We start from the raw sequence: 22,822 nt of genomic DNA on the forward strand, positions 1-22,822 counted from the left end.
AGAAAAACATGGACGGACTTTCAGTAGTCATCGTTGGCGGCGGCGCCGGGTTGGGTGAGTTGCTTGCCCGCATGGCGGTGGAGGCTGGTGTGACTGGCCTTGGTATCATTGACATTGACGGCAACGCGGCTGCCACCGCGCTGGAGCCAGCGCGGGCAAAAGGCCTGCCCGTCGCTTCGGCCAGCGCCGATATCCAGGCAGGGCCGGAATGCCACGAGGCCTTCGCCGCGATGGTCGCTGGTCTTGGCCGGGTCGACACCCTCATCAACTGCGCGGCCATCTACCCGCGCCGGCCGATCCTGGAAATCACCGACGCTGAATGGGACGCCTCCAACGGCGTCAATATCAAGGGCACCTATCACATGATGGTTGCCGCCATCGGCCATATGAAAGAGCAGGAACCGAAGGATCATGTGCGCGGTCGCATCGTCAACCTGACCTCGGTTGATGCGTTCAAGGCCCATCCGCAGAATGCCCATTATGCTGCGACCAAGGCGGCCGTGGTCAGCCTGACGCGCTCCTTCGCCCATCATGTCGCGGGCGACGGCATTCTGGTCAATTCGGTCGCACCGGCTGGCATGGCGACGGAACGCGCCCGCGCACTCGGCTTCCTCGGCGAACTGGCCAAGGCCAGCCCCCTCGGTCGTGGCGCGCTGCCGACCGAGATCGCTGAATGGGTGCTGATGACCGGCGGCCCGAAGAACACATATATGACCGGCGAGAACGTCATCGTTTCCGGCGGTTACATCTACGCATGATCGCCGTCCGGCGCTTGCCGGACCATCGAAACCGTCACGCATTCAGGGGTGACCGCAACAGGGGATCAACGATATGAGCGGCAGCAGGTTGCGTCTTCCTTCGCTCAACGCGCTGCGGGCCTTCCACGCTGTGGCGCGCCATCACAGCCTGCGCCGTGCGGCTGACGAATTGTTCGTCACACCGCAAGCGGTGGGTCAGCAGATCAAGCTGCTGGAGGATACGCTTCAGGTGACGTTGTTCGAGCGCAAGGGGCGTACGATCGAACCGACGGAATCCGCTATCCTGTTGTCCCACTACGTCGAAGCCGGATTCAACGAATTCGCCGAGGGGGTGCGGCGGGTGACCAAGTCGACCTATCGCGATCGGGTCAACCTCAACGCCAGCCCCTATTTCGCCACTCACTACCTGTTGCCGCGCCTGTCGGACTTCCGCGAAATGCTGCCGGGGGCCGATCTGCGCCTGACAACGATGATCGACATGCCGGACTTCGCCCGTGATGACATCGACATGACCGTGCAGTGGGGCTATGGCGGCTGGGCCGATTATGAGTCCGTGTTGCTGGTGGGTGATCCCAAGGTGATCTGCTGCACACCACAGATTGGCGCGCAGATATCGTCCGCGGCCGACCTTACCCGCTTCACGCTGCTCGACACGATCAAGTCGATGCGCCTGTGGCCCGACATATTGCACTTCCTCGGCGTCGAACTGGTCGATGGCGATCATAATATTGGTTTCGATGACGCTGCTTCAATGCGCCGGGCCACATTGCAGGGCATCGGCGTTGGCCTGGTCTCTGTCCCCAACGCGGAGGAAGATCTGCGCTCGGGAGCGCTGGTTGCGCCGCTTGGCCGTGACGCGCTTTCCGGCATGAACCCGCAAGATGTGCCTGGCTTCTATCTCGTGATCCCGCGTGGACATCTGCGCGTAAAGGGGGTCGCCGCGCTTCACCGCTGGCTGGTCCAGCAGGATTGGAGTGCGTTTTGAATGTCATTTGCTTCCGGCGGGCCGTCCGTCTGGCGGTCCTGTTCCGGAAGCCTATCTGGTCCTGCCACTGAGCGCGGACCCAATAAAAATAATCTTTGAGAGGACGTTTTAACAATGGAGAGTACAATGAAAATACTGAAAACAGGAGTGGCGGCGCTTGCGCTGGCAATGATGCAGTTTGTCCCGGCCAACGCTGCCGGCGGTCCGACTCTTGAAGCCGTCAAGGCGCGCGGATCGCTGCTTTGCACCGGCCATGACGGTTCCTATCTCGGTTTTGCCGAAGTCGACGACAAGGGCGACTGGAAGGGGCTCGACATCGATCTGTGCCGCGCTGTGGCCACCGCTGTACTCGGCGATCCTGAAAAGCTGACGATCATCCCGATCAGCTGGGCGCAGCGTTGGCCAGCACTCCAGTCGGGCGAAGTCGACATTGTCATCAAGGCGTCCGGCGCGACGCTGAGCCGCGATACCGAACTTGGTCTGCAGTTCTCGCTGTCCTATTATCTGGGCACCACCAAGATCATGGCGCACAAGGAACTGAACCTTACCTCACTCAAGGACGCCGATGGCGGCACGATCTGTATTCCGGCTGGCACGACCCAGCAGCAGCAGATCGCGTCCTACACCGCCAAGCTCGGCATCACGCTGGAGCCGGTGCTGATCGAAAAGACCGAGGAACTCGAACAGGCCTATTTCTCCGGCCGCTGCGATCTCTACACCCAGTGGGGGCCGGTGCTGGCGATTGCCCGTGTGGCCAAGGGCAATGTCGACGAGCATGACATCCTGCCCGACGTGCTGGCGCTGGAGCCGGAAGTAATCATCATGCGCCAGGGTGACGACAACTGGGTCGACATTGCCAACTGGACACTCTCGGTGCTGTGGTTTGCCGAGCAGGAAGGCATCACCTCGCAGAATGTCGATGAGTTTAGAGCCGATCCGCCTTCGGTCGAAATCGGCAAGCTGCTGGGCGTCACGCCGGGTATGGGTACCGGCCTCGGTCTGCCCGATGACTGGGCCTATAATGTCATCAAGAAGGTCGGCAACTATGCCGAGATATTCGACCGCACCCTTGGTGACGGTTCGCCTTACAAGATGGACCGTGAGATGACGGCGCTGTGGAACGCCGGCGGTGTGCTCTATCCGTATCTGATCGACTGATGATCTGTCTGGCCCCGCCCTTGTCGGGCGGGGCCGCACTCATGCCGCTGGCCAGCTTTTCTGCGGCCAGGCTGAAGGAGTCTTCATGTCCGCCCTGCTGCGCAGTCAAAAAGTCCGCAACGCGCTTCTCCAGGCCCTGTTCGTGGGGGTGCTCGCCTATATTGTTATTGGCGGCTGGATGAACGCGCAGCAGACAATGCAACAGCAACGCATTGTCTCCGGTTTCGGCTTCCTGTGGAAATCGACGGGGTGGGACGTCAATTTTTCGCTGCTGCCGGCATCGCCTGGTGACCCCTATTGGTGGTTTTTCGTCATCGGCATCATCAACACGCTGTTTCTGGGGATAATCGGCCTGATGCTGGCGACGTTGGTCGGGGGCGCCGTCGGCATCGCCCGCACCTCATCCAATGAAATGCTCCAGCTTCTGGGCCGCTCCTATGTCGATTTCTTCCGAAACATTCCGCTGATCCTGCAGGTGTTCTTCTGGTACGCCTTTGTAACTCATCTGCCTGCTCCGCGCGGTGCCCATGATTTCTGGGGGCTGAAGCTGACAAGTCGTGGCATCTATGCACCGCTGCCCAATGTTGAGGGCTGGTATCTGGCCCTGGCGGCGGCGCTGGCGCTGGTCGCTCTCATTCTGCCGCTTTATATCGGGGCAACGCAGCGCATTTCCCGCCCGCGCGAGGAAAGACGCCCTGCGCGAATTGCTGCCTTTCTCGTTCCGGCGGCGGCTTCCGTGGCGGTATTTCTTGCCGGTCGCATTTCCGGCGAACCGCTTTTGAGCATGCCCCAGCTTCAGGGTCTCAATCTGCGTGGCGGCATGCGCATCTCGCCCGAATTTTCGGCTCTGACCATTGCGATGGCGCTCTATGGCGGGGCCTATATCGGCGAGATCGTGCGCGGCGGCTTCAAGGCGGTCGGGCGCGGCCAGGTTGAGGCGGCGCAGTCACTAGGCCTGACGCCCTGGCAGGCCTTCAGTCGCATCCGCTTGCCGCTGGCCCTGCGCGCCATGCTGCCGATCCTGGCCAACCAGTATATCTGGCTGATCAAGGCGACGACGCTCGGCATCACCATCGGCTTCACCGATTTCTTCATGATCGTCGCCATCACCATCAACCAGTCGGGCCAGACCATGGAGGCGATCGGCATCCTCATGGTCGGCTTCCTCATCATCAACCTGTCGCTCGCCGCCTTGTTTAACCGCTTCAACAAGGCCATTGCCCTCAAGGGCAACCAGTTGCGGAGCTGAAGCATGAGTGCAATCCAGCTGGCCGCAAGGCCCCGCCACCCTTCCAGCCTGCGCCGGCGCTTCTTTGCGACGCCTTCCCAGGCCGTGCTGTCGCTTGCCTCTCTCGCCCTGCTGGCGTGGATCGTGTTCAAAGTGCTCGACTGGGCAATTTTTTCGGCGGTGTTCACCGGCGAGGGCGGTCCGGCTGCCTGCCGCGGCGCCGACGGGGCCTGCTGGTCGGTGATCGCCAATCGCTGGCGCATCATCATGTTCGGCCTCTACCCCTATGAGGAGCAGTGGCGCTCGGCGCTGGCCTGCGTCGTTGTCGTGGTGATGATCGTGCTCAGCTGCCTGCCCTCTTTCTGGACCGGAAAGCGCATCGCCGCCGTCTGGCTGATCGGCATCGGCCTGTTTTACTGGCTGATGAAGGGCGGCATGTTCGGCCTGCGTCACGTCGGCGAGGAGGCGTGGGGCGGGCTTGCGCTGACCCTGTTCATCTTCGTCTCTACCTGCGTCATCGGCTTTCCGCTGGCGATCTGCCTTGCATTGTTGCGCCGCTCGCAACTGCCATGGATTTCGCACGGCACCGGGCTGATTATCGACGCCGTCCGTTCGCTGCCGCTGATCTCGATCCTCTTCGCCTTCGCGGTGGTGGTGCCGTTCATGCTGCCGAACTGGCTGCAGGGCGACAAGCTTTACCGGGTGATCTGCGGCTCGGCGCTGTTTTTCGCCGCCTATCAGGCCGAGATCGTGCGCGGCGGTCTTCAGGGTGTCGCGCGCGGCCAGGAGGAGGCGGCGATGGCGCTGGGCATCGGCTACTGGCACCGCGTCAGCCACATCCTGCTGCCGCAGGCGATGCGCAACGCCCTGCCCGCAACGATCAACCAGTTCGTCATCTCCTTCAAGGAGACGTCGCTGGTCATCGTCGTCGGCTTCTTCGAGATCCTGGCTTCGGGCAACGCCGCCTACGGCACCGGTGAATGGACCTTCGCCTATGTCGAGGTCTACGCCTTCATCGCCCTGATCTATTTCGTCTTTGTCTTCAGCCTGTCCCACTATGGCGCCTTCCTTGAACGGCGCATGGCTATCGGCACACGCTAGGAATCGCATCATGCCCCAGACTTCGCATAACGACACGCCCGCCGTACGCATCGAGGAGATGAGCAAATATTACGGCTCGTTCAAGGCGCTGAACAATATCGACCTGACCGTGCGCAAGGGCGAGAAGGTCGTGGTCTGTGGCCCGTCCGGTTCCGGCAAGTCAACCATGATCCGCTGTATCAATCGGCTTGAGGAGCATGATGAGGGCCGCATCTTTGTCCTTGGCACCGAGCTGAATGACGATGTCGCCGGCATTGATGAAATCCGCCGCGATGTCGGCATGGTGTTCCAGCATTTCAACCTGTTTCCGCATATGACGGTGATGGAGAACTGTGTGCTGGCCCCCATGCTGGTGCGCAAGACGCCGCGCGCCGAAGCTGAGGCGATGGCGCTGCGCTATCTGGAGAAGGTGCGCATCCCCGAGCAGGCGACGAAATATCCGGGCCAGCTTTCCGGCGGCCAGCAGCAGCGCGTCGCTATCGCCCGTTCGCTGTGCATGCAGCCGGAAATCCTTCTCTTCGACGAGCCGACCTCAGCGCTGGACCCCGAGATGATTTCCGAAGTGCTCGATGTGATGGTGACCCTTGCCTCCGAGGGCATGACTATGATCTGCGTCACTCACGAGATGGGTTTCGCCCGCCGCGTCGCTGATCGGGTGATCTTCATGGATGCTGGCGAGATCGTCGAGGAGGGGCCGCCTGAAACCTTTTTCGTCGGGCCGCGCAATGAACGCACGCGCAAATTCCTGTCGCAGGTCCTCGGTGACTGAGCCCAAGCCTGCGTCCGCCCTTTTGGAGGCCTCAAAAATCCGATGAGCGATCCGGCGCAACTCCTGTCGAACTTGCTGGGCCCGCGCGGCTGGCTCGCAGGCGGTGACGCCGCCGCCCATATGCGCGACTGGCTCGACCGCTGCGGCGCGCCACCGCTCGGCGTTGCGCGGCCCGCAACCACGCGGGAGGTGGCTGAAATCGTCCGGCTATGTGCTGCTCACGGCCTCGCCATCGTGCCGCAGGGCGGCAATACCGGCCTGTGCTGCGCCGCAATTGACGGACAGGGCGGCAATGTCATCCTGTCGCTGGCGCGCATGAATCGTATCGGCCAGCCGGACCAGGCGAGCGGGTCGGTCGAGGTTGAAGCCGGTGCCGTTCTTGCGGCGCTGCATGAAAGCCTTGCCTCTCACGGCCTGATCTTTCCGATGCATCTGGGCGCAGAAGGCAGCGCCCAGATCGGCGGCCTGATCGGCACCAATGCCGGCGGTAGCCACGCATTGCGCTATGGCATGATGCAGGACCTGGTGCTGGGGCTTGAGGTGGTGCTGGCCGACGGTACGGTCTGGGACGGAATGCGGGCGGTGCAGAAGGACAATGCCGGCTACCAGCTTCGGCGATTGTTCTGCGGTGCGGAGGGCACGCTCGGCATCGTCACCTGTGCGGTGCTGCGGCTTTACCCCGCGCCCCGAAGGCGGGCGAGCGCGCTTCTGGTCGCCCCCGGCCTCGACGCGCTGGTCGAATTCGGCACCCGGCTGCGTGCGGAAGCGGGCGAATTTCTTTCAGGGCTGGAATTTTTCGGCGATACCGGGCTCGGTTTCGTGCTCGACCATGTCGATGTCGGCGGCTTTCCGCTCAGTGCACGCGGCCCGGCCTATCTTCTCGTCGAACTGGCCTCGGCCAGCGACCATGTCCCGCTCGATGACATCCTGCTGGCGCAGTTTGAACATGGTGTGGAGTGTGGACTCATCCTCGACGGCGTGCTGGCCGCGTCCGATGCGCAGCGGGCGCATTTCTGGAAGCTGCGCGAGGAACTGCCCGAGGGCCAGCGGCTGGAAGGCCCGCAACTCAAGCACGATATTTCCGTGCCGCCCGGCCGCATCGCCGCCTTTGTCAGTGAGGCCGGAGAATTGTGCGGGCGGCTTCTGCCCGGCGTGCGGGCCAATCCGTTCGGCCATCTCGGCGATGGCAATATCCATTACAACCTGTCGCCGCCGCCGGGCGCGCCGGATTTTGGCGAGGTGGCCGGAAAGATCGGAACAGCACTTGCAGCGCTCGCCACCGGCATGAGCGGTAGCTTTGCCGCCGAGCACGGGCTTGGCCGCACCAAGATCGCCCTTGCCGATGCTACGCGCGGCGCGGTCGAACGCCGGCTGATGGCGACGCTGAAACAGGCGCTCGATCCCGCCTTTCTGTTCAATCCCGATGTGATCGTCGCCCGGAATGCGAAAGAATAACTTTGCAATGGGTCGAATTTCTTGATTTCGTCGCGCAGCCGGGACAGGCATCTTCATTGGTGAAACTACAGCCTCCGGCCTCGGCCGGTCGAACGAACGGGGAAACGATGCGCAATGGTGGCCAGCTTCTCGTCGAAAGCCTCATCGCTCTGGGAGCGACGAAAAGCTTTGGCGTTCCGGGCGAAAGCTATCTCGCCGTCCTCGACGCCCTTCATGATGCGCGCGGTCGCCTCGACTATGTTTTGTGCCGCAACGAAGGCGGCGCGTCCTTCATGGCCGCTGCATGGGGCAAGCTGACCGGTACACCCGGCATCTGCTTCGTCACCCGCGGCCCCGGCGCGACCAACGCTTCCATCGGCGTTCACACCGCCATGCAGGACAGTGTGCCAATGCTCCTTTTCATCGGTCAGGTTGCGACCGGCATGAAGGGGCGGGAAGCCTTTCAGGAAATCGACTATCCGGCCGCCTTCGGCCCGATCGCCAAATGGGCGGTCGAGATCGACGATATTGAGCGTCTGCCGGAAATTCTCTCCCGCGCCTGGACGATGGCGGTTTCCGGTCGACCTGGCCCGGTCGTTGTCGCGCTGCCCGAAGATACGCTGGCGGCACACACGAGCGCGCCGCCGCTTGCTGGCCCGGTAGCGGTCACTGAACCTGCGCCCGGCCCGCAGGCGATCGCCGCGCTCCGGCACATGCTTGCCCAAGCGCAGCGGCCGCTGATCCTGTTCGGTGGCGCGAACTGGAGCGATGACGGTCGCGCGGCGCTCAAAGCCTTTGCCGAAAGCTCTGCCATTCCCGTCATCGCCGCCTTCCGGTTTCAGGACCGTTTTGACAATCATTCGCCGGTTTTTGCCGGTGAGGCGGGTGTCGGCATGCCGGGGCATGTGCGCCGCCTGATTGGTGAAGCCGACGTTATCCTCGCTCTCAATGTCCGTTTCGGCGAGATGACGACTGATGGCTACACGCTGTTATCCGTGCCGCAACCGAGTCAGAAGCTGATCCATGTCCACGCCTCCGACCGCGAGCTTGGCAAGATCTATCGCCCGGCGCTCGCCATTCAGGCCGGGCCGAATGCCTTCGCTGCGGCGCTGGAGCCAATTTCCGGCGCATGGGCGCAATGGTGCGAGGCGGCGCGCGCTGACTATGAGGCATCCTTCGATGCGCCAGCCCAACCCAGCCCCGTCGACATGGTCGCAGTTATGAAATGGCTCGGTGAGCGCCTGCCCGACGATGTGATTCTGACGAACGGGGCAGGCAATTTCACCGTCTGGCCGAACAAGTTCTTCCGCTTTAACGAAAAAGCGCGGCTGCTTGCGCCGCAATCAGGCGCAATGGGCTACGGGCTGCCTGCTGCAATCGCCGCAAAGGTCGCGTTTCCGCAACACACCGTGGTCTGCTTTGCCGGTGACGGCGACTTCCAGATGAACTGCCAAGAACTGGGTGCGGCCATGCAGGCCGGGGCGCAACCGATTGTTCTGCTACTGAATAACGGCATTTACGGCACGATCCGGGCGCATCAGGAGCGGCATTTCCCCGCCCGTATTTCCGGCACCACGCTTGCCAATCCCGATTTCGTCGCGCTGGCCAGCGCCTATGGCTTCCACGCTGAAAAGGTTGCGACAACCGGCGATTTCGCTGCCGCATTCGAACGCGCGCTTGCCTCGAAAACCGGTGCGGTGCTTGATCTCGATATCTCTCCCGAGGCGCTTACCCCGCGCCAGACCCTCTCCCAGATGCGCGACGCCGCGCTCATTTCCTCGAAGGCAAAAGCATGACCAGACGGGCAAAAGACATTCGCCTTGGGGCGGATATCGGCGGTACTTTTACCGATATTGCGCTCGATGTGCGCGGAACGATCTACTCGACGAAGGTGCTGACCAACTATGCTGCACCGGAACAGGCGGTTCTCGACGGTATCGAAGCCGTGCTGAAACAGGCTGGTGTGGCTCCCGGTGATCTCGACACCGTCATCCATGGCACGACGCTGGCCACTAATGCGCTGATCGAGCGCCGTGGCGCGAAGACGGCCTTTGTCACCACCCAGGGCTTTCGCGACGTCATCGAGATGCGGACGGAAAATCGCTTTGAGCAATATGACATCAATCTGCGCCTGCCACCGCCGCTGATCCCGCGCGAGCACCGCTTCGCGGTTGCCGGTCGCATCGGCGCGGAAGGGCAGGAACTCCAGCCGCTGGACGAGGCTGCGCTGGAAGTGCTGGCCGGCGAGATTGCCGCCGGTGACTTCGGTGCGGTCGCCATCGGCTTCATCCATTCCTATGTCAACCCGGCCCATGAAAAGCGGGCACGCGAGATACTGGCTGGCAAGCTCGACATCCCGATCTCCATCAGCGCCGAGGTCTCGCCGCAGATGCGTGAATTCGAGCGTTTCAACACCGTCTGCGCCAACGCCTATGTGCGCCCGCAGATCGGCGAATATCTGCTGCGTCTGCAAAGTCGCCTGAAGGAGACCGGCGTCAAATGCCCGGTCTTCATGATCCATTCCGGCGGCGGCCTGATTTCGGTCGAGACGGCGTCGGAATTTCCGGTGCGGCTGGTCGAATCCGGCCCTGCTGGCGGCGCGATTTTTGCCGCCGACATCGCCCGCCGCTTCAATCTGCCTTCCGTCGTCTCCTACGATATGGGCGGTACCACGGCCAAGATCTGCCTGATCGAGGATTTTGCGCCGCGCACCGCTCGCACCTTCGAGGTGGCGCGCACCTATCGCTTCTCCAAGGGGTCGGGCATGCCGATCTCCATTCCGGTTATCGAGATGATCGAGATCGGGGCCGGTGGCGGCTCCATCGCCTGGATCGATGCCATGGGGCGCATCCAGACCGGTCCGGAAAGCGCGGCTTCCGAACCCGGCCCCGCCTGCTACGGGCGCGGCGGCGACCGGCCGGCGATCACCGATGCCGACCTCGTCCTGGGCAAGCTTGATCCCGATAATTTTGCCGGCGGCGCGATCCGGCTCAACGCGGATGCATCAAAAAAGGCCATCATGCGCGATGTCGGCAAGCGGTTATCGCTTGAACCGCTCGCTGCCGCGTTCGGCATCTGCGAAGTGGTGGACGAGAACATGGCCAATGCCGCGCGTGTCCATGCGGTGGAGAATGGCAAGAACATCTCCGACAATGTGATGATCGCCTTTGGCGGCGCGGCTCCACTTCATGCCGCGCGGCTGTGCGAAAAGCTTGGCCTCGACCGCTGCCTTGTCCCGGAGGGTGCTGGCGTCGGCTCGGCCATTGGCTTTCTGAAAGCGCCCTTCGGCTATGAGGCGCTGGCTTCGCGACTGGTGCGGCTGTCGAATTTCGACGCTGGCGAGGTCAACGCACTGCTCAACGGGTTGAAGACGACCGCGGAAGGCTTTGTGCGCGTCGGCACTGATGGTGTGATAAATTGCGAGATCACCGCCTTCATGCGCTATGCCGGGCAGGGATGGGAAATCCCGGTGCCGTTGCCCGACCGGGCCTTCACATCCGCCGATAAGGTCTGGCTGAAGGATGAATTCCGCCGTCAATACGCCATCTTCTTTGGCCGTGCCATCGACGGGCTGGACGGGCTGGAGATCGAGATCGTCACCTGGTCTGTGCGGGCGCAGGACGAGCGCGAAGCCGACGGGGGTCAGGAAATCATTTCTGGAACACGGCTGGTATCGTCTTCGGTCACCCGTGACGTGTTCGACCCGACAATGGCCGCCATGCAGGCATCGGCGATCTTCGAGCGCGCCAATCTTTCCCCCGGGGACCGGATTTCCGGCCCGGCGGTGATCGTTGAGCGCGAGACCTCGACGGTCGTCACCACCCCCTTCGACGCCGTGCTGCAAGGCGACGGCTCCATCCTGCTCGTGCGCAAGGAGAGCGTGACGTGAGCGATATCGACACTATCCGCATGCAGGTGATGTGGAATCGCCTGATTTCCGTGGTCGAGGAACAGGCGCTGACCCTGTTGCGCACCGCCTTCTCAACCTCGGTGCGCGAATCCGGCGATCTTTCGGCCGGCGTCTTCAACCCTGCGGGTGAGATGCTGGCGCAGGCGGTGACCGGTACTCCCGGCCACGTCAACACCATGGCCGAGGCGGTGTCGCATTTCATGGCCGCAATCCCGCGCGAGGAAATGTTTGAGGGCGACACCTATGTCACCAACGATCCCTGGCTCGGGACCGGGCATCTGCACGACATCACCATGGTGTCGCCGTCCTTCCTCGACGGCGAACTGGTCGCCTTCTTTGCCTGCACCGCACATGTGGTCGATGTTGGCGGACGCGGCTTCGGGGCCGATGGCAAGTCGGTCTATGAGGAAGGCATCCAGATCCCGATCATGAAATTCGCCGAGCGCGGCGAGGTCAATCACGATCTGGTGCGCCTGCTGCGCGCCAATGTGCGCGAGCCCAATCAGGTCGTCGGCGATTTTTATTCGCTTGCCGCCTGCAACGAGGTCGGTCACCGCCGACTGGTGGGCATGATGCGTGAGGCGGGGCTGTCCTCGCTCGATGAGCTTGGCAGCTTCATCTTCGCGCGCACCCGCGAGGCAATGTTGGCGCGCATTGCCGATCTGCCAAAGGGCGCTTGGGCGAACGAACTCACCACCGATGGCTACGACCAGCCCGTGAAGCTTGCCGCCACCGTTGCTATCGGTGAGGACAGCCTGCATGTTGACTTCACCGGCACCGACCCGATGAGCAGTTGGGGCATCAATGTGCCGATCATCTACAGCAAGGCCTATGCCTGCTATGCGCTGAAATGCGTGGTCGCGCCTGATATTCCCAACAATGCTGCGTCGCTCGCTATGTTTTCCGTATCGTCGCCGACCAATATTCTCAACGCCGCACGCCCCGCACCTGTGTCGCTGCGCCATGTCATCGGCCATATGGTGCCGGACCTGATTCTTGGCGCACTGGCTGGCGCGCTGCCGGGTCAGATACTGGCGGAAGGGGCGGCAGCACTGTGGAATATCCATATTTCGGTGCGACCGACCAATGGGGCGGAAGGCCGCCGGGCGGAAGTGCTGATGTTCAATTCCGGTGGCATGGGCGCAAGGCCCGCGCTCGACGGCCTGTCGGCGACCGCCTTCCCCTCAGGTGTTCATACCATGCCGATCGAGGCGACGGAGAACACCGGACCAATCGTCATCTGGCGCAAGGAATTGCGCCCCGATTCCGGCGGCGACGGAGAGTTTCGCGGCGGCCTTGGCCAGATCATTGAGATCGAGGCGCTTGCAGATCATGAATTTGATTTCTCGGCCATGTTCGACCGGGTGCGCCATCCGGCGAAAGGCCGGGAGGGCGGGCAGGACGGCTGCGCTGGCGTCGTGCGGCTTGACGATGGCACGCCGATGCGGCCCAAGGGCTGGCAACATGTGCCGGCTGGCCGACGGCTGGTGCTTGAACTGCCGGGCGGCGGTGGCTACGGCCCACCGGACAGACGCAGCGCTGAGGCGCGGCAACTTGACCTGATCAGGGGATATGTTTCGGAGGCTTCGCGATGACCTATATTTCTTCCCGGCTTTCGGCGGTGAAGCCGTCGGCCTCGATGGCGGCGTCAATGGCCGCAAAGGCGCTGCGCGCCACCGGTGTCGACGTGATCGATCTCGGGCTCGGTGAGCCTGATTTCCCGACCCCGCCCCATATCGTCGAGGCCGCGTTCGCTGCCGCACGTGCTGGCGACACGCTCTACACCGCCGCCGCTGGCACGCCCGCTTTGCGCGAGGCGGTGGCGGCCAAGTTCCGGCGCGAAAACGGGCTTGACTACACAGCCGATGACATCGTCGTCGCCAACGGAGCCAAACAGATCATCTTCAACGCGCTGATGGCGACATTGGAGCCGGGCGACGAGGTCATTCTGCCCGCGCCCTATTTCGTCTCCTATCCCGAAATGGTGAAACTGCTCGGCGGTGTGCCGGTGATTGTCGAATGCCCGGAAACGACCGGCTTCCGCCTCACGCCCGACCTGCTTGAGGCGGCGATTACCCCGCGCACCAGATGGCTGTTCCTCAACATGCCCGGCAACCCCTCCGGCGCGGTCTTTTCTGAAGCCGACCTGAAGGCGCTAGGTGAGGTGCTGTCGCGCCATCCCCATGTACTGGTTCTGTCGGACGAGATTTACGAGCACATTATTTTCGATGGCCGCGCGTTCGTCTCGTTCGGTCGTGCCTGTCCGGAGTTGAAGGCGCGCACGCTGATCGTCAATGGCGTTGCCAAATCCTATGCAATGACCGGATGGCGCGTCGGTTACGCTGCCGGTCCCGTCCCGCTGGTCAAGGCGATGTCGACCATCCAGAGCCAGTCCGTCACCTCGGTCTGCTCGATTGCGCAGGCCGCTGCTGTCGCGGCGCTGAACGGGCCGCAGGACGATGTCGCCCGCTTTCGTGTCGCGTTTGAACGCCGACGCGATCTCGTTGTCGAGGGCATATCGAAGGTCGAAGGACTGAGCCTGCCGCCGCCTGAGGGCGCATTCTACGCCTATATCGGCTGCGCCGGACTGTTGGGCCGCAAGACGCCCGACGGGGTGGTGCTGGAAGACGATACCGCTGTGGCGCATTATCTGCTGAACAAGGGCGGGGTTTCTTCCGTGCCTGGTGCGGCCTATGGATTATCGCCTTATTTTCGTATTTCGACCGCCACTGCCGATGCCGTGCTCGTCGATGCCGTGGGGCGGATCGCAGCCGCCATTGGGGAACTTGAGTAAAGATCATGACGCATTATGAACGTATCTTGCTTACAGGCGCGGCAGGCCGGCTCGGAACTGAGTTGCGCAAGAGCCTGGCCCCGCTTGCGCGCACCATTCGGCTTGCCGCGCGCTCCGGCTTCGATGATCTGGCCGCCAATGAGGAGCAGGCAATCTTCGATCTTGCCGACATGGACGCCGCCATTGAGGCGACGCGCGATTGCGACGCTATCGTCCATTTCGGCGGCTCGTCGCTCGAAGCGTCATGGCAGACCATCCTCAACGCCAATATCAGTGGCTCATACAACATCTATGAAGGGGCGCGTAAAAACGGCGTCAGGCGTGTGGTCTATGCCTCGTCGGTGCACGCCATCGGCTATCACGAAGTCGATGCCCATATCGGCGTCGATGCGCCGGTGCGGCCCGACAGCCTTTATGGCGTGTCGAAGAATTTCGTCGAAAGCCTGAGCCGGCTCTACTGGGACAAGTTCGGTATCGAATCGGTATGCCTGCGTATCTTCTCGTCCTTTCCCGAGCCGACCGACCGGCGCATGCTGTGGTCCTACTTGTCCTTCGCCGATTGCTGCCGGCTGGTTGAAGCGTCGCTGACCGCGCCGCGTGTCGGACACACCATCTCCTTTGGCATGTCCGATAACAGGATAAAGACCGTCGACAATAGCGGCGCTAACCATCTGGGTTACACTGCGCGCGACAGTTCCGAACCATTCCGTGCCGCGATCGAGGCCAAAACCGCCGTCCCTGACCCGAATGCGGCGGCCACGAAATATCTCGGCGGATGGTTCTGCGAGCTTGGACATCCGGATGACGCGGAATAACTTGCCAAGTGTCAGCATCCCTTCCGCCGGAATGGTGATCCAGACCGGTGAGCCTGTGATTGATCCACGTCTTCTCTTTACCCGTCTGTTCGATGCAGCGGTGGCCGCCGCAGACCCCGTGGCAACCATTCGTGATTTTTTGCCGCCACGCCCGAAGGGTCGCACCGTCGTCATAGGTGCTGGCAAGGCGGCGGCGGCGATGGCCGCTGCCTTTGACACCGCCTTCGATGGGCCTTTGACTGGCGTGGTCGTTACGAGGCATGGTCAGCATGCAGCCGCCGGACGCATCAGGGTGCTGGAGGCGTCGCATCCGGTACCCGACGCTGCCGGTCTGGAAGCTTCGGCACAGCTTTTTGCTGCGGTGCAGGGCCTGAGCGCCGATGATCTTGTGGTGGCGCTGATTTCGGGTGGTGGCTCGGCGCTGCTACCATCACCGCCAGCGGGCATGAGCCTTGCCGAAGAGATCGCGGTCAATCAGGCCCTGCTTGCCTCCGGTGCGCCGATTGCAGCCATGAATACGGTGCGCAAGCATCTTTCGACGATCAAGGGCGGGCGACTTGCGCTTGCCGCTCATCCGGCAAAGGTGGTCACGCTGGTCATTTCCGACATTCCCGGCGACAATCCGGCCTTTGTCGCATCCGGACCGACCGTTGCCGACCATGCCAGTCGGCATGAAGCTCTGGCGATTGTCCATGATTATGGGTTGGTGTTGCCTTCGGCGGCTCTGCGTCATCTGGGTTCGTCGGCGGCCGATGCGCCCAGGCCCGACGATCCGCGTTTTCAGGACAATGCGGTCCATGTCATTGCCTCGGCCGCGCGTTCGCTTGAGGCAGCCGCGAACGAGGCGGCCCGCCACGGGGTCGAGGCCGTCATTCTATCCGATTCCATAGAAGGCGAGGCGCGCGACGTTGCCGGCGTTCATGCGGCGATTGCGCGTGAGATTGCGCGGCACGGCCGTCCCTTCACCCGGCCGTCCCTATTACTTTCGGGCGGCGAGACCACCGTCACAGTGGGGCAGGGGGGTGGCAAGGGAGGCCGCAATGGTGAATTTTTGCTTGCCTTTGCGCTGGCCGTCGATGGCTGGGCCGATATCCACGCTTTCGCCGCCGATACCGATGGCATTGACGGGGCAGGCGACAATGCCGGTGCGTTCGCCGATGGCAATGCAGCAGCGCGAATGCGCGCAGTCGGCATCGATCCGCGCGCGGCGCTGTCGCGTCATGATTCCTGGACGGCGTTCAATGCGATCGATGCCCTGTTTAGTCCAGGCCCCACGGGCACCAATGTCAACGATCTGCGTGCTATGCTGGTGCGCTGAAATGATGTCTTCTCCTACGCGCCGAAGTAGGGCAAGAAGCAGTATCGCCGACTTTCTCGAGCATTTTGCGAGTACAGACGGAATCGTCTGGCGTCGCACAAATGCGGCTAAAACAAGAGATTAGAGCATTTCATCCGTTTCCATAAAAACAAGAAATGCTCTAGAGTCCCCGATAGAGGATCTGTAAACCCCACGCCTCACATGAGGATGTTTGAGTCAAGCCATCGGGTTATGGGGATATCGGTAAAACCAGGAACAACCTATTGAGGCGCAGGATACGGCTATGTGAAATGCTGTAAGCTCTGGCCTGTCGGCATTTTATGGAGAACCTGACCTTGGCCAGCACAGTCGATCTTTTACCCCTGAAAAAAGCTCTTGCCCTGCTTCCCCAGCGTTTCAAGGGGCCGGGTGGTGTGGTCGGCGTTGTGGCAGACGGCAAGGTGCTGGCAACACAGGCTTGGGGATATGCTGATATGGCCACCGGCAAGGCCATGACTGTGACCACCCGTTTGCCGATCTGCTCCATCAGCAAACAGTTTACCTGCGCAGTTCTGCTCGACATGCTCGGCGATCCGGCCCGGCTTGACGGGCGCGTTGCTGATTTTCTGCCCAATCTGCAAGGCAGGCTGCCCACCGTGGCAAATTTGTGCAACATGCAGTCCGGTCTTCGCGATTACTGGGCGATGACCGTTCTTCACGGTGCGCGCCATGATGGCGTGTTTTCCCGAGAGGACGCGCTTCCGCTTCTGGCGCACATGCGCACCGTTCATTTTGCGCCGGGCCAACGCTATTCCTATTCCAACGGCAATTTCCGTATTCTTGCCGAGTTGCTGGAGGCACATTCAGGGCGCACGCTGGCTGAGCTTTATGCCCGGCGTCTGTTTGAACCTGCAAACATGCACACAGCCGAGCTGACAGCCGATACGTCTGTGCCAGCAGATGGTGTGGTCGGTTATGAAGGCAATGAAAGCGTCGGCTTTTTCCCCGCCAGTAATGGAATTTACTGGATTGGCGATGCGGGCATCTCGGCTTCTATGGAAGACATGCTGGCGTGGGAAAGCTATATTGACGCCACGCGAGACGATCCGCAGGGGCTGTATCGGCGTTTGGCCCAGCCGCAAACCTTCAGCGATGGAAAATCTGCCTCCTATGGCTTTGGCCTGTCATACGGGCAGCTTGGCGATGTAGCATTAACCGGCCATGGCGGGGCGCTGCGCGGTTTTCGCCTGCATCGCCTTCATGCGGCTTCAAAGCGGCTTTCTGTTGTCGTGCTGTTCAATCACGAGGCCGATGCATATGAGGCTGCCTCTATGGTGATGCGCGCAGCACTTGGCCAGCCTGAACCTGTGATCACCAGACAGCTTGTCGCACCAGAGTGGGAGGGCCGGTATCTCGATAGGGAAAATGGTCTTTTGCTGGATATTTCTATCGGTGACGGACAGATCAATGCTCACTATGCCACATCCGGCGAAACGCTGGGTGCCGATATGGGCACTATTGCTTCTTCGCCCATGATGAAGCTGAGGCGCGATGGCGAGGTGATCGAACTGGAGCGCCTACGCGAAAATCTGGTTTCTGTGGCTGGCCGTATAGCGGGTGTGTCTGCATCCGATCTGGCCGGCCGGTATTTTTCACCTGAGCTTGACGGCACGCTTGAAATCAAAGCGGCAGGCAATGCCCTGTCCGGTCGCTTCCATGGGATGCTTGGTGACGGGCTGGTGCACCCTGTTTATCCGGTTGGCGCGGATGTCTTTGTACTTTCGTGTCGGCGCAGCATGGATGCTCCGGCGCCGGGAAACTGGACGATCCAGATCAAGCGCAATGAAGCTGGCGATGTCTGTGGCCTGATGATCGGCTGCTGGCTGGCGCGCAATGTTTCGTATCAAAAGATCGGATGACGACCGGGCCTGCCTTTCTGGTATGGTCACATTTGTGTGCAGCCAGATGTAACCATCTGACGTCGCATAAATGCGGCTAAAACAAGAGATTAGAGCACTTCATCCGTTTCCATGAAAACAAGAAATGCTCTAAAAAAGAAATGTTTTAGCGCACGATCAGGACAGGGATCGGGCTGCTGGCAACGACTTCGGCAGCCTGGCTGCCCAGCAGCAGACGCTTGACCCCGCGGCGTCCATGCGAGGCCATCACGATCAGGTTGCAACCAGCCTTTTGCGCGGTTTCCAAAATAGCTGCGGCAGCCGCAGTATCAGGCACATGAAGCGCTTGCACCTCGATGCCCATTTTTTGCGCTTGCGCCTCTATCGGAGCCAGCATGGCTTCTGCATCTTTTTTGCAGCGCACATTGTAATTTTCGATGTCAGCGGGCGAGACGCGCCAGGCGGCTCCACCCGTTGGTATCGGAAAGGCTGGGGTGGCGGTCACAAGCATAATTTTGCTGCCAAGCGCTTTTGCAAGCGCCAGGCCATGATCAACACCCTTTTGGGCCAGTTCCGATCCATCGGTTGGAATCAGGATATGCGTGTACATAAGCAACAACCTCAGACAGGGTTCAGGATTTTAACTTTCACAAAACTTATAGACAATGCCGTGCGGCAACATCAATACTTTGCGTGTCCTGCTTTTGCTCGCTCTGCAAGCCAGACATGCCCGCCCTGACTGATTGCGTCATAAACAGCGCGCCCAAGTGCTGCCCCGATATCCGTATGCAGACCCGCATAATTTTCTGCTTTTCCCAAAAGAGGGCTTGCCACGACAATGCAGTCGGTGCCGGTTCCGGTAATGATCTCACCGCGTGGCTGCCAGCCAAGGTCCATGATCGCCGCAGTGCGTGCCTCGGCGGCAATGGAGACAGCTTCCACCATTGCTCCTTGCGACAAGGAACAACTTGTCTGCACAAGCAGATTGATCGTGCCCACAACCTCGCCGATCAAAGGCGCGCCGCCAACCCGGACCGCATTGCCCAGACCAACAGTGGCAAGACAGGCAGCTTGTGCGTCCCCGGCTGACGCCTCTGCCAGATGATGATGGCGCACATTTCGCGATGTCATCAGATGCACAGCATCTGCATGACCGGCATCATTCATTTTTTGTTGCAGCAACACAACCGGATCAACACTTAATGGCAAATCTTCATTGCGAACATAAAGCCACGCTACCTTGTGGGCCGTGGTGAAACCGGGCCGGGTCAATGACCAGCTTAACATTGCCTGCGGGGCATCGAATTGCGCAACCAGAAACGGGCTGGAACACCGGATCGTAAAATTTTTCATTCTGCGATCTTTCAGAGTTGCCAGAACCATTCACCCAAACCATTCAGATGTCACGGACCTGATAATCCTTCACCGCTGTGAAGCGGATTTCCTTCCAGCGCTCGGCCTCATAATTCAATGAAAACTCATGCTGGGCCAGAAAGACCGGATCATCATCAAGATCGCGGGCAATGTCGCCGCGATGCGCCTCGATAAAGCGTGTCAGTTCGCCCTGCTCATCGGCATCAATCCAGCGGCAGACAGAAAAACGTGCAATTTCAAAATCTACCGGCAGGCTGTATTCAATGCTCAGGCGCTCCTTCAAAACGTCAAGTTGCAGGGCACCGACCACGCCGATAATGGCGGGTGAACCATCTTCAGGCGTAAACAATTGCACCACGCCTTCTTCTGCCATCTGGTGCAGTGCATCTTTAAGCTTTTTAGCCTTCATGGCATCGCCAAGCCGCACCCTGCGCAGAATTTCAGGTGCGAAATTCGGCACCCCCCGAAACAATATGTCCTCGCCTTCAGTCAGCGTATCGCCGATGCGCAGCGTGCCGTGATTGGGAATGCCCACCACATCGCCCGCATAGGCTTCATCGGCGGTGATGCGCGACCGGGCAAAGAAGAATTGCGGGGCTGAAAGCGGCACGGCCTTGCCGGTGCGCACCAGCTTGGCTTTCATGCCGCGCTGCAAAACCCCGGAGCAGATACGCACAAAGGCGATGCGGTCACGGTGGTTGGGGTCCATATTGGCCTGAATCTTGAAAACAAAGGAGGTCATCTTCTCCTCTGTCGCCTCAACGATGCGGGTATCGGCTTCCTGTGCGCGGGGAGGTGGCCCGAAAGCGCCCAGCGCCTCGATCAGGTCACGCACACCGAAATTGCGCAGTGCCGAGCCGAAATAGACTGGTGTCAGATGGCCTTCCAGAAAGGCTTGATGGTCAAAGGGGCGGCAGGCTTCGCGCGCCAGTTCCGTTTCCTCAATGAAAGCAGCCCGTTCATTGTCCGGCAATAGCCCGGCTGCACGGTTTGAATCCGGCCCCTGAACGGGGGTGCGCTGAATTTCCGCATCGCCGCGCCGCACGGCATTTTGTGCCAGATGGTAGGTGCCGGCAAAGGTCTTGCCCTGTCCGATCGGCCATGTCACCGGCGCGGTGTCGAGCGCCAGTTTTTCTTCGATCTCATCCAGAATCTCGAAGGTGTCGCGGGCCTCGCGGTCCATCTTGTTGACGAAGGTGATGATGGGAATATCGCGCAGGCGGCAGACCTCGAACAGTTTGAGTGTGCGTGGCTCGATACCGCGGGCGGCGTCGATCACCATCACCGCAGCGTCGACCGCTGAAAGCGTGCGGTAGGTGTCGTCAGCAAAGTCTTCATGGCCGGGGGTGTCGAGCAGGTTGAAGACATTATCGCCATATTCAAAGGTCATCACCGAGGTGACAACCGAAATGCCGCGCTCACGCTCGATCTTCATCCAGTCCGAGCGGGTCTGGATTTTGTCTTTCTTGGCCTTCACCTCACCGGCAAGCTGGATTGCGCCGCCAAACAGCAACAGCTTTTCCGTCAACGTCGTCTTACCGGCGTCCGGGTGTGCGATGATTGCAAAGGTGCGGCGGCGTTTTACCGCCTGTTGTAAAGTTTCAGCCATGTCAGATGTCCCGTCTGGTGCCGGCTTCTAGCAATAACAGGCTGGGCTGTCGAACAGAAACGCTGCCCATACAAAGCTTAAGGTTCTGGTTTCTTGATGCGGGCTGCTATAAGCGCAATGATAAGGCGCATGATCCCCCGTTATGCCCACTCAAATCCATTCGCGACAGGAACGCTGCCATGTCCTCTTCTTTTGCTTCCGTCATCGGCCCGACAATTGGCTTTGTGCGCCTTGCCCATGCGGCCAATCTGCCTTTGCCTGCCTATGAAAGTGCAGGTGCATCTGGCATGGATTTGCGCGCTGCCATTCCCGAAGACCGTTCAATCCTCATTCTGCCCAGCAAGAGGGCGCTGGTGCCCACCGGCCTGATCATGGAAATTCCGCAAGGTATAGAGGGTCAGGTGCGGCCTCGTTCCGGCCTGGCGCTGAAACATGGTGTCACCTGCTTAAACACGCCCGGAACCATTGACAGTGACTATCGTGGCGAGGTGCAGGTTTTGCTGATCAATCTTGGCGAGGAGGATTTTTCAGTAAGCCGGGGCATGCGCATTGCCCAGATCGTCTTTGCGCCGGTCACGCAAGCACAAGCCGAAGAACGGCAGCTTGCCGGTGATACGTCACGCGGGGCAAAGGGTTTTGGCTCGACCGGAACGGCCTGATCTGAAGGCAGATACCACATTCGGCTACGGAGAGACTCAAATGTCCAAATATGACGTGCTGTGCATTGGCAATGCCATTGTCGACATCATCGCCCAAAGCGATGAGGGTTTTCTGGCTGAAAACAGCATTGTCAAGGGCGCGATGAACCTGATTGATGCCGGGCGGGCACAAGCACTTTATGAGCGCATGGGCGCAGCAATAGAAGCCTCTGGCGGCTCTGCCGGCAATACGGCTGCCGGTATCGCAAGCTTTGGCGGGCGTGTCGCCTTTTCCGGCAAGGTGGCCGATGATCATCTGGGCAGCGTCTATGCCCATGACATCAGGGCGCTGGGCGTGGCTTTTGATACAAAGCCGCTGATCGGCACGCCGCCCACGGCGCGTTGCCTGATTTTTGTAACCCCCGACGGGGAGCGCTCGATGAACACCTATCTGGGCGCCTGTGTCGAATTCGGGCCACAGGATTTGGAACCGGAAAAACTCGCTACATCAAAACTGGTCTATTTCGAGGGCTATTTGTGGGACCCGCCGCGCGCCAAGGAAGCCATGCGAGAGGCCGCGCATTTGGCGCATGAAGCAGGCCGCGAAGTGGCGATGACGCTTTCCGACAGTTTTTGTGTCGATCGCTATCGCGATGAATTTCTCGATCTGATGCGCAGCCGCACAGTTGATATCATTCTTGCCAATGATCATGAGATCAAGGCGCTTTATCAAACCGCATCCTTTGATGCCGCACTGGAGGCGCTGCGCAAGGATTGCAAGCTGGCCGCCGTCACCTGTTCGGACAAGGGCTCGGTGATTATTCAGGGTGATGAAACGGTTCGGGTTGCCGCGCTGCCGGTAGCCCAATTGGTTGATACCACCGGTGCGGGCGATCTTTATGCCGCCGGCTTCTTGTTTGGCTACACGCAAGGGCGCACGCTGGATGTGTGTGGCAGGCTGGGGTCGCTGGCCGCCAGCCTCGTCATCCAGCAGGTTGGCCCGCGCCCGCGCCAGAACCTGCGTGAAGCAGCACAGCAGGCCGGGTTGCTGTAA

19 protein-coding genes are annotated in these 22,822 nt (G+C 60.8%); 16 read left to right on the plus strand and 3 right to left on the minus strand.

Translation table 11 applies throughout. The annotated features are described in order from the left end of the window. The first annotated feature begins 8 nt into the window (after positions 1 to 8). The 14 genes from ACFPLB_RS12030 (at position 9) to ACFPLB_RS12095 (ending at position 18,168) form a co-directional block, all read left to right on the plus strand. Positions 9 to 758: an SDR family NAD(P)-dependent oxidoreductase gene (locus ACFPLB_RS12030; protein ID WP_378229911.1), complete on the plus strand. Its 750-nt coding sequence runs from the start codon at positions 9 to 11 to the stop codon at positions 756 to 758. Between the two features lie 73 nt (positions 759 to 831). Further along, positions 832 to 1,743 carry a LysR substrate-binding domain-containing protein gene (locus ACFPLB_RS12035; RefSeq protein ID WP_378229912.1) on the plus strand — a complete coding sequence of 304 codons (912 nt, stop codon included), beginning with the start codon at positions 832 to 834 and terminating at the stop codon, positions 1,741 to 1,743. Between the two features lie 126 nt (positions 1,744 to 1,869). Continuing rightward, positions 1,870 to 2,901, plus strand: coding sequence for an amino acid ABC transporter substrate-binding protein (locus tag ACFPLB_RS12040; RefSeq protein WP_378229914.1), 1,032 nt, complete (start codon positions 1,870 to 1,872; stop codon positions 2,899 to 2,901). An 85-nt stretch (positions 2,902 to 2,986) separates the two neighbouring features. Then, a complete protein-coding gene (locus ACFPLB_RS12045) occupies positions 2,987 to 4,150 on the plus strand; it encodes an ABC transporter permease subunit (protein WP_378229916.1) in 1,164 nt (387 codons plus the stop codon). Positions 4,151 to 4,153: 3 nt separating this feature from the next. After that, positions 4,154 to 5,230 (plus strand): amino acid ABC transporter permease, encoded by a 1,077-nt coding sequence (locus ACFPLB_RS12050; RefSeq protein ID WP_378229918.1) that lies wholly within the window; start codon positions 4,154 to 4,156, stop codon positions 5,228 to 5,230. A 10-nt stretch (positions 5,231 to 5,240) separates the two neighbouring features. Continuing rightward, entirely contained in the window at positions 5,241 to 5,999 is a 759-nt protein-coding gene (locus ACFPLB_RS12055; protein WP_378229920.1) for an amino acid ABC transporter ATP-binding protein, read from the plus strand. Between the two features lie 42 nt (positions 6,000 to 6,041). After that, complete coding sequence (locus tag ACFPLB_RS12060) at positions 6,042 to 7,454, plus strand: FAD-binding oxidoreductase (RefSeq protein WP_378229922.1); 1,413 nt, start codon at positions 6,042 to 6,044, stop codon at positions 7,452 to 7,454. A gap of 107 nt (positions 7,455 to 7,561) precedes the next feature. Beyond that, on the plus strand, positions 7,562 to 9,229 hold the full coding sequence (locus ACFPLB_RS12065) for a thiamine pyrophosphate-binding protein (RefSeq protein ID WP_378230001.1): 1,668 nt from the start codon (positions 7,562 to 7,564) through the stop codon (positions 9,227 to 9,229). Beyond that, the gene (locus tag ACFPLB_RS12070) at positions 9,226 to 11,322 is read left to right on the plus strand and encodes a hydantoinase/oxoprolinase family protein (protein ID WP_378229924.1); all 2,097 of its coding nucleotides are present in this window, start codon (positions 9,226 to 9,228) and stop codon (positions 11,320 to 11,322) included. Before ACFPLB_RS12065 ends, ACFPLB_RS12070 begins: the two co-directional genes overlap by 4 nt. A gap of 20 nt (positions 11,323 to 11,342) precedes the next feature. Continuing rightward, entirely contained in the window at positions 11,343 to 12,938 is a 1,596-nt protein-coding gene (locus ACFPLB_RS12075) for a hydantoinase B/oxoprolinase family protein (RefSeq protein WP_378230003.1), read from the plus strand. Continuing rightward, entirely contained in the window at positions 12,935 to 14,137 is a 1,203-nt protein-coding gene (locus tag ACFPLB_RS12080) for a pyridoxal phosphate-dependent aminotransferase (RefSeq protein ID WP_378229926.1), read from the plus strand. The genes ACFPLB_RS12075 and ACFPLB_RS12080 overlap by 4 nt, the downstream gene beginning before the upstream one ends. Positions 14,138 to 14,142: 5 nt before the next feature. After that, positions 14,143 to 14,952 carry an NAD-dependent epimerase/dehydratase family protein gene (locus ACFPLB_RS12085; protein WP_378229928.1) on the plus strand — a complete coding sequence of 270 codons (810 nt, stop codon included), beginning with the start codon at positions 14,143 to 14,145 and terminating at the stop codon, positions 14,950 to 14,952. A gap of 31 nt (positions 14,953 to 14,983) precedes the next feature. Beyond that, positions 14,984 to 16,270, plus strand: a complete 1,287-nt coding sequence (locus ACFPLB_RS12090; RefSeq protein ID WP_378230005.1) for a glycerate kinase type-2 family protein — start codon at positions 14,984 to 14,986, stop codon at positions 16,268 to 16,270. A gap of 335 nt (positions 16,271 to 16,605) precedes the next feature. Beyond that, positions 16,606 to 18,168: a D-aminopeptidase gene (locus ACFPLB_RS12095; RefSeq protein WP_378229930.1), complete on the plus strand. Its 1,563-nt coding sequence runs from the start codon at positions 16,606 to 16,608 to the stop codon at positions 18,166 to 18,168. 145 nt (positions 18,169 to 18,313) lie between these two features. On the opposite strand, the gene ACFPLB_RS12100 is transcribed toward ACFPLB_RS12095, so the two are convergent. The 3 genes from ACFPLB_RS12100 to ACFPLB_RS12110 all read right to left on the minus strand — a co-directional run bounded on the left by ACFPLB_RS12100 (position 18,314) and on the right by ACFPLB_RS12110 (position 21,130). Beyond that, positions 18,314 to 18,757: a universal stress protein gene (locus ACFPLB_RS12100; protein ID WP_378229932.1), complete on the minus strand. Its 444-nt coding sequence runs from the start codon at positions 18,755 to 18,757 to the stop codon at positions 18,314 to 18,316. A 71-nt stretch (positions 18,758 to 18,828) separates the two neighbouring features. After that, positions 18,829 to 19,500 (minus strand): adenosylcobinamide amidohydrolase, encoded by a 672-nt coding sequence (locus ACFPLB_RS12105; RefSeq protein ID WP_378229934.1) that lies wholly within the window; start codon positions 19,498 to 19,500, stop codon positions 18,829 to 18,831. Positions 19,501 to 19,543: 43 nt separating this feature from the next. After that, positions 19,544 to 21,130, minus strand: coding sequence for a peptide chain release factor 3 (locus ACFPLB_RS12110; protein ID WP_378229936.1), 1,587 nt, complete (start codon positions 21,128 to 21,130; stop codon positions 19,544 to 19,546). Positions 21,131 to 21,309: 179 nt separating this feature from the next. Here ACFPLB_RS12110 and dut point away from each other — a divergent pair, with 179 nt between their 5' ends. Together dut and ACFPLB_RS12120 are read left to right on the plus strand one after the other, a co-directional pair. Beyond that, positions 21,310 to 21,789, plus strand: coding sequence for a dUTP diphosphatase (gene dut / locus ACFPLB_RS12115; protein WP_378229938.1), 480 nt, complete (start codon positions 21,310 to 21,312; stop codon positions 21,787 to 21,789). 40 nt (positions 21,790 to 21,829) lie between these two features. Then, positions 21,830 to 22,822, plus strand: a complete 993-nt coding sequence (locus tag ACFPLB_RS12120) for an adenosine kinase (protein WP_378229940.1) — start codon at positions 21,830 to 21,832, stop codon at positions 22,820 to 22,822.

It is taken from the genome of Aquamicrobium segne (assembly GCF_042656785.1).
GTDB lineage: Bacteria > Pseudomonadota > Alphaproteobacteria > Rhizobiales > Rhizobiaceae > Mesorhizobium > Mesorhizobium segne.

What these genes read in the sequence shown, in the direction of transcription:
- ACFPLB_RS12085 (WP_378229928.1), top strand. Translation starts at nt 14,143, where the DNA reads ATGACGCATTATGAACGTATCTTGCTTACAGGCGCGGCAGGCCGGCTC.
- ACFPLB_RS12120 (WP_378229940.1), top strand. Translation starts at nt 21,830, where the DNA reads ATGTCCAAATATGACGTGCTGTGCATTGGCAATGCCATTGTCGACATC.
- ACFPLB_RS12075 (WP_378230003.1), top strand. Translation starts at nt 11,343, where the DNA reads ATGCAGGTGATGTGGAATCGCCTGATTTCCGTGGTCGAGGAACAGGCG.
- ACFPLB_RS12060 (WP_378229922.1), top strand. Translation starts at nt 6,042, where the DNA reads ATGAGCGATCCGGCGCAACTCCTGTCGAACTTGCTGGGCCCGCGCGGC.
- dut (WP_378229938.1), top strand. Translation starts at nt 21,310, where the DNA reads ATGTCCTCTTCTTTTGCTTCCGTCATCGGCCCGACAATTGGCTTTGTG.
- ACFPLB_RS12110 (WP_378229936.1), bottom strand. Translation starts at nt 21,130, where the DNA reads ATGGCTGAAACTTTACAACAGGCGGTAAAACGCCGCCGCACCTTTGCA.
- ACFPLB_RS12040 (WP_378229914.1), top strand. Translation starts at nt 1,870, where the DNA reads ATGAAAATACTGAAAACAGGAGTGGCGGCGCTTGCGCTGGCAATGATG.
- ACFPLB_RS12105 (WP_378229934.1), bottom strand. Translation starts at nt 19,500, where the DNA reads ATGAAAAATTTTACGATCCGGTGTTCCAGCCCGTTTCTGGTTGCGCAA.
- ACFPLB_RS12035 (WP_378229912.1), top strand. Translation starts at nt 832, where the DNA reads ATGAGCGGCAGCAGGTTGCGTCTTCCTTCGCTCAACGCGCTGCGGGCC.
- ACFPLB_RS12090 (WP_378230005.1), top strand. Translation starts at nt 14,984, where the DNA reads ATGGTGATCCAGACCGGTGAGCCTGTGATTGATCCACGTCTTCTCTTT.
- ACFPLB_RS12070 (WP_378229924.1), top strand. Translation starts at nt 9,226, where the DNA reads ATGACCAGACGGGCAAAAGACATTCGCCTTGGGGCGGATATCGGCGGT.
- ACFPLB_RS12080 (WP_378229926.1), top strand. Translation starts at nt 12,935, where the DNA reads ATGACCTATATTTCTTCCCGGCTTTCGGCGGTGAAGCCGTCGGCCTCG.
- ACFPLB_RS12100 (WP_378229932.1), bottom strand. Translation starts at nt 18,757, where the DNA reads ATGTACACGCATATCCTGATTCCAACCGATGGATCGGAACTGGCCCAA.
- ACFPLB_RS12055 (WP_378229920.1), top strand. Translation starts at nt 5,241, where the DNA reads ATGCCCCAGACTTCGCATAACGACACGCCCGCCGTACGCATCGAGGAG.
- ACFPLB_RS12045 (WP_378229916.1), top strand. Translation starts at nt 2,987, where the DNA reads ATGTCCGCCCTGCTGCGCAGTCAAAAAGTCCGCAACGCGCTTCTCCAG.
- ACFPLB_RS12030 (WP_378229911.1), top strand. Translation starts at nt 9, where the DNA reads ATGGACGGACTTTCAGTAGTCATCGTTGGCGGCGGCGCCGGGTTGGGT.
- ACFPLB_RS12065 (WP_378230001.1), top strand. Translation starts at nt 7,562, where the DNA reads ATGCGCAATGGTGGCCAGCTTCTCGTCGAAAGCCTCATCGCTCTGGGA.
- ACFPLB_RS12050 (WP_378229918.1), top strand. Translation starts at nt 4,154, where the DNA reads ATGAGTGCAATCCAGCTGGCCGCAAGGCCCCGCCACCCTTCCAGCCTG.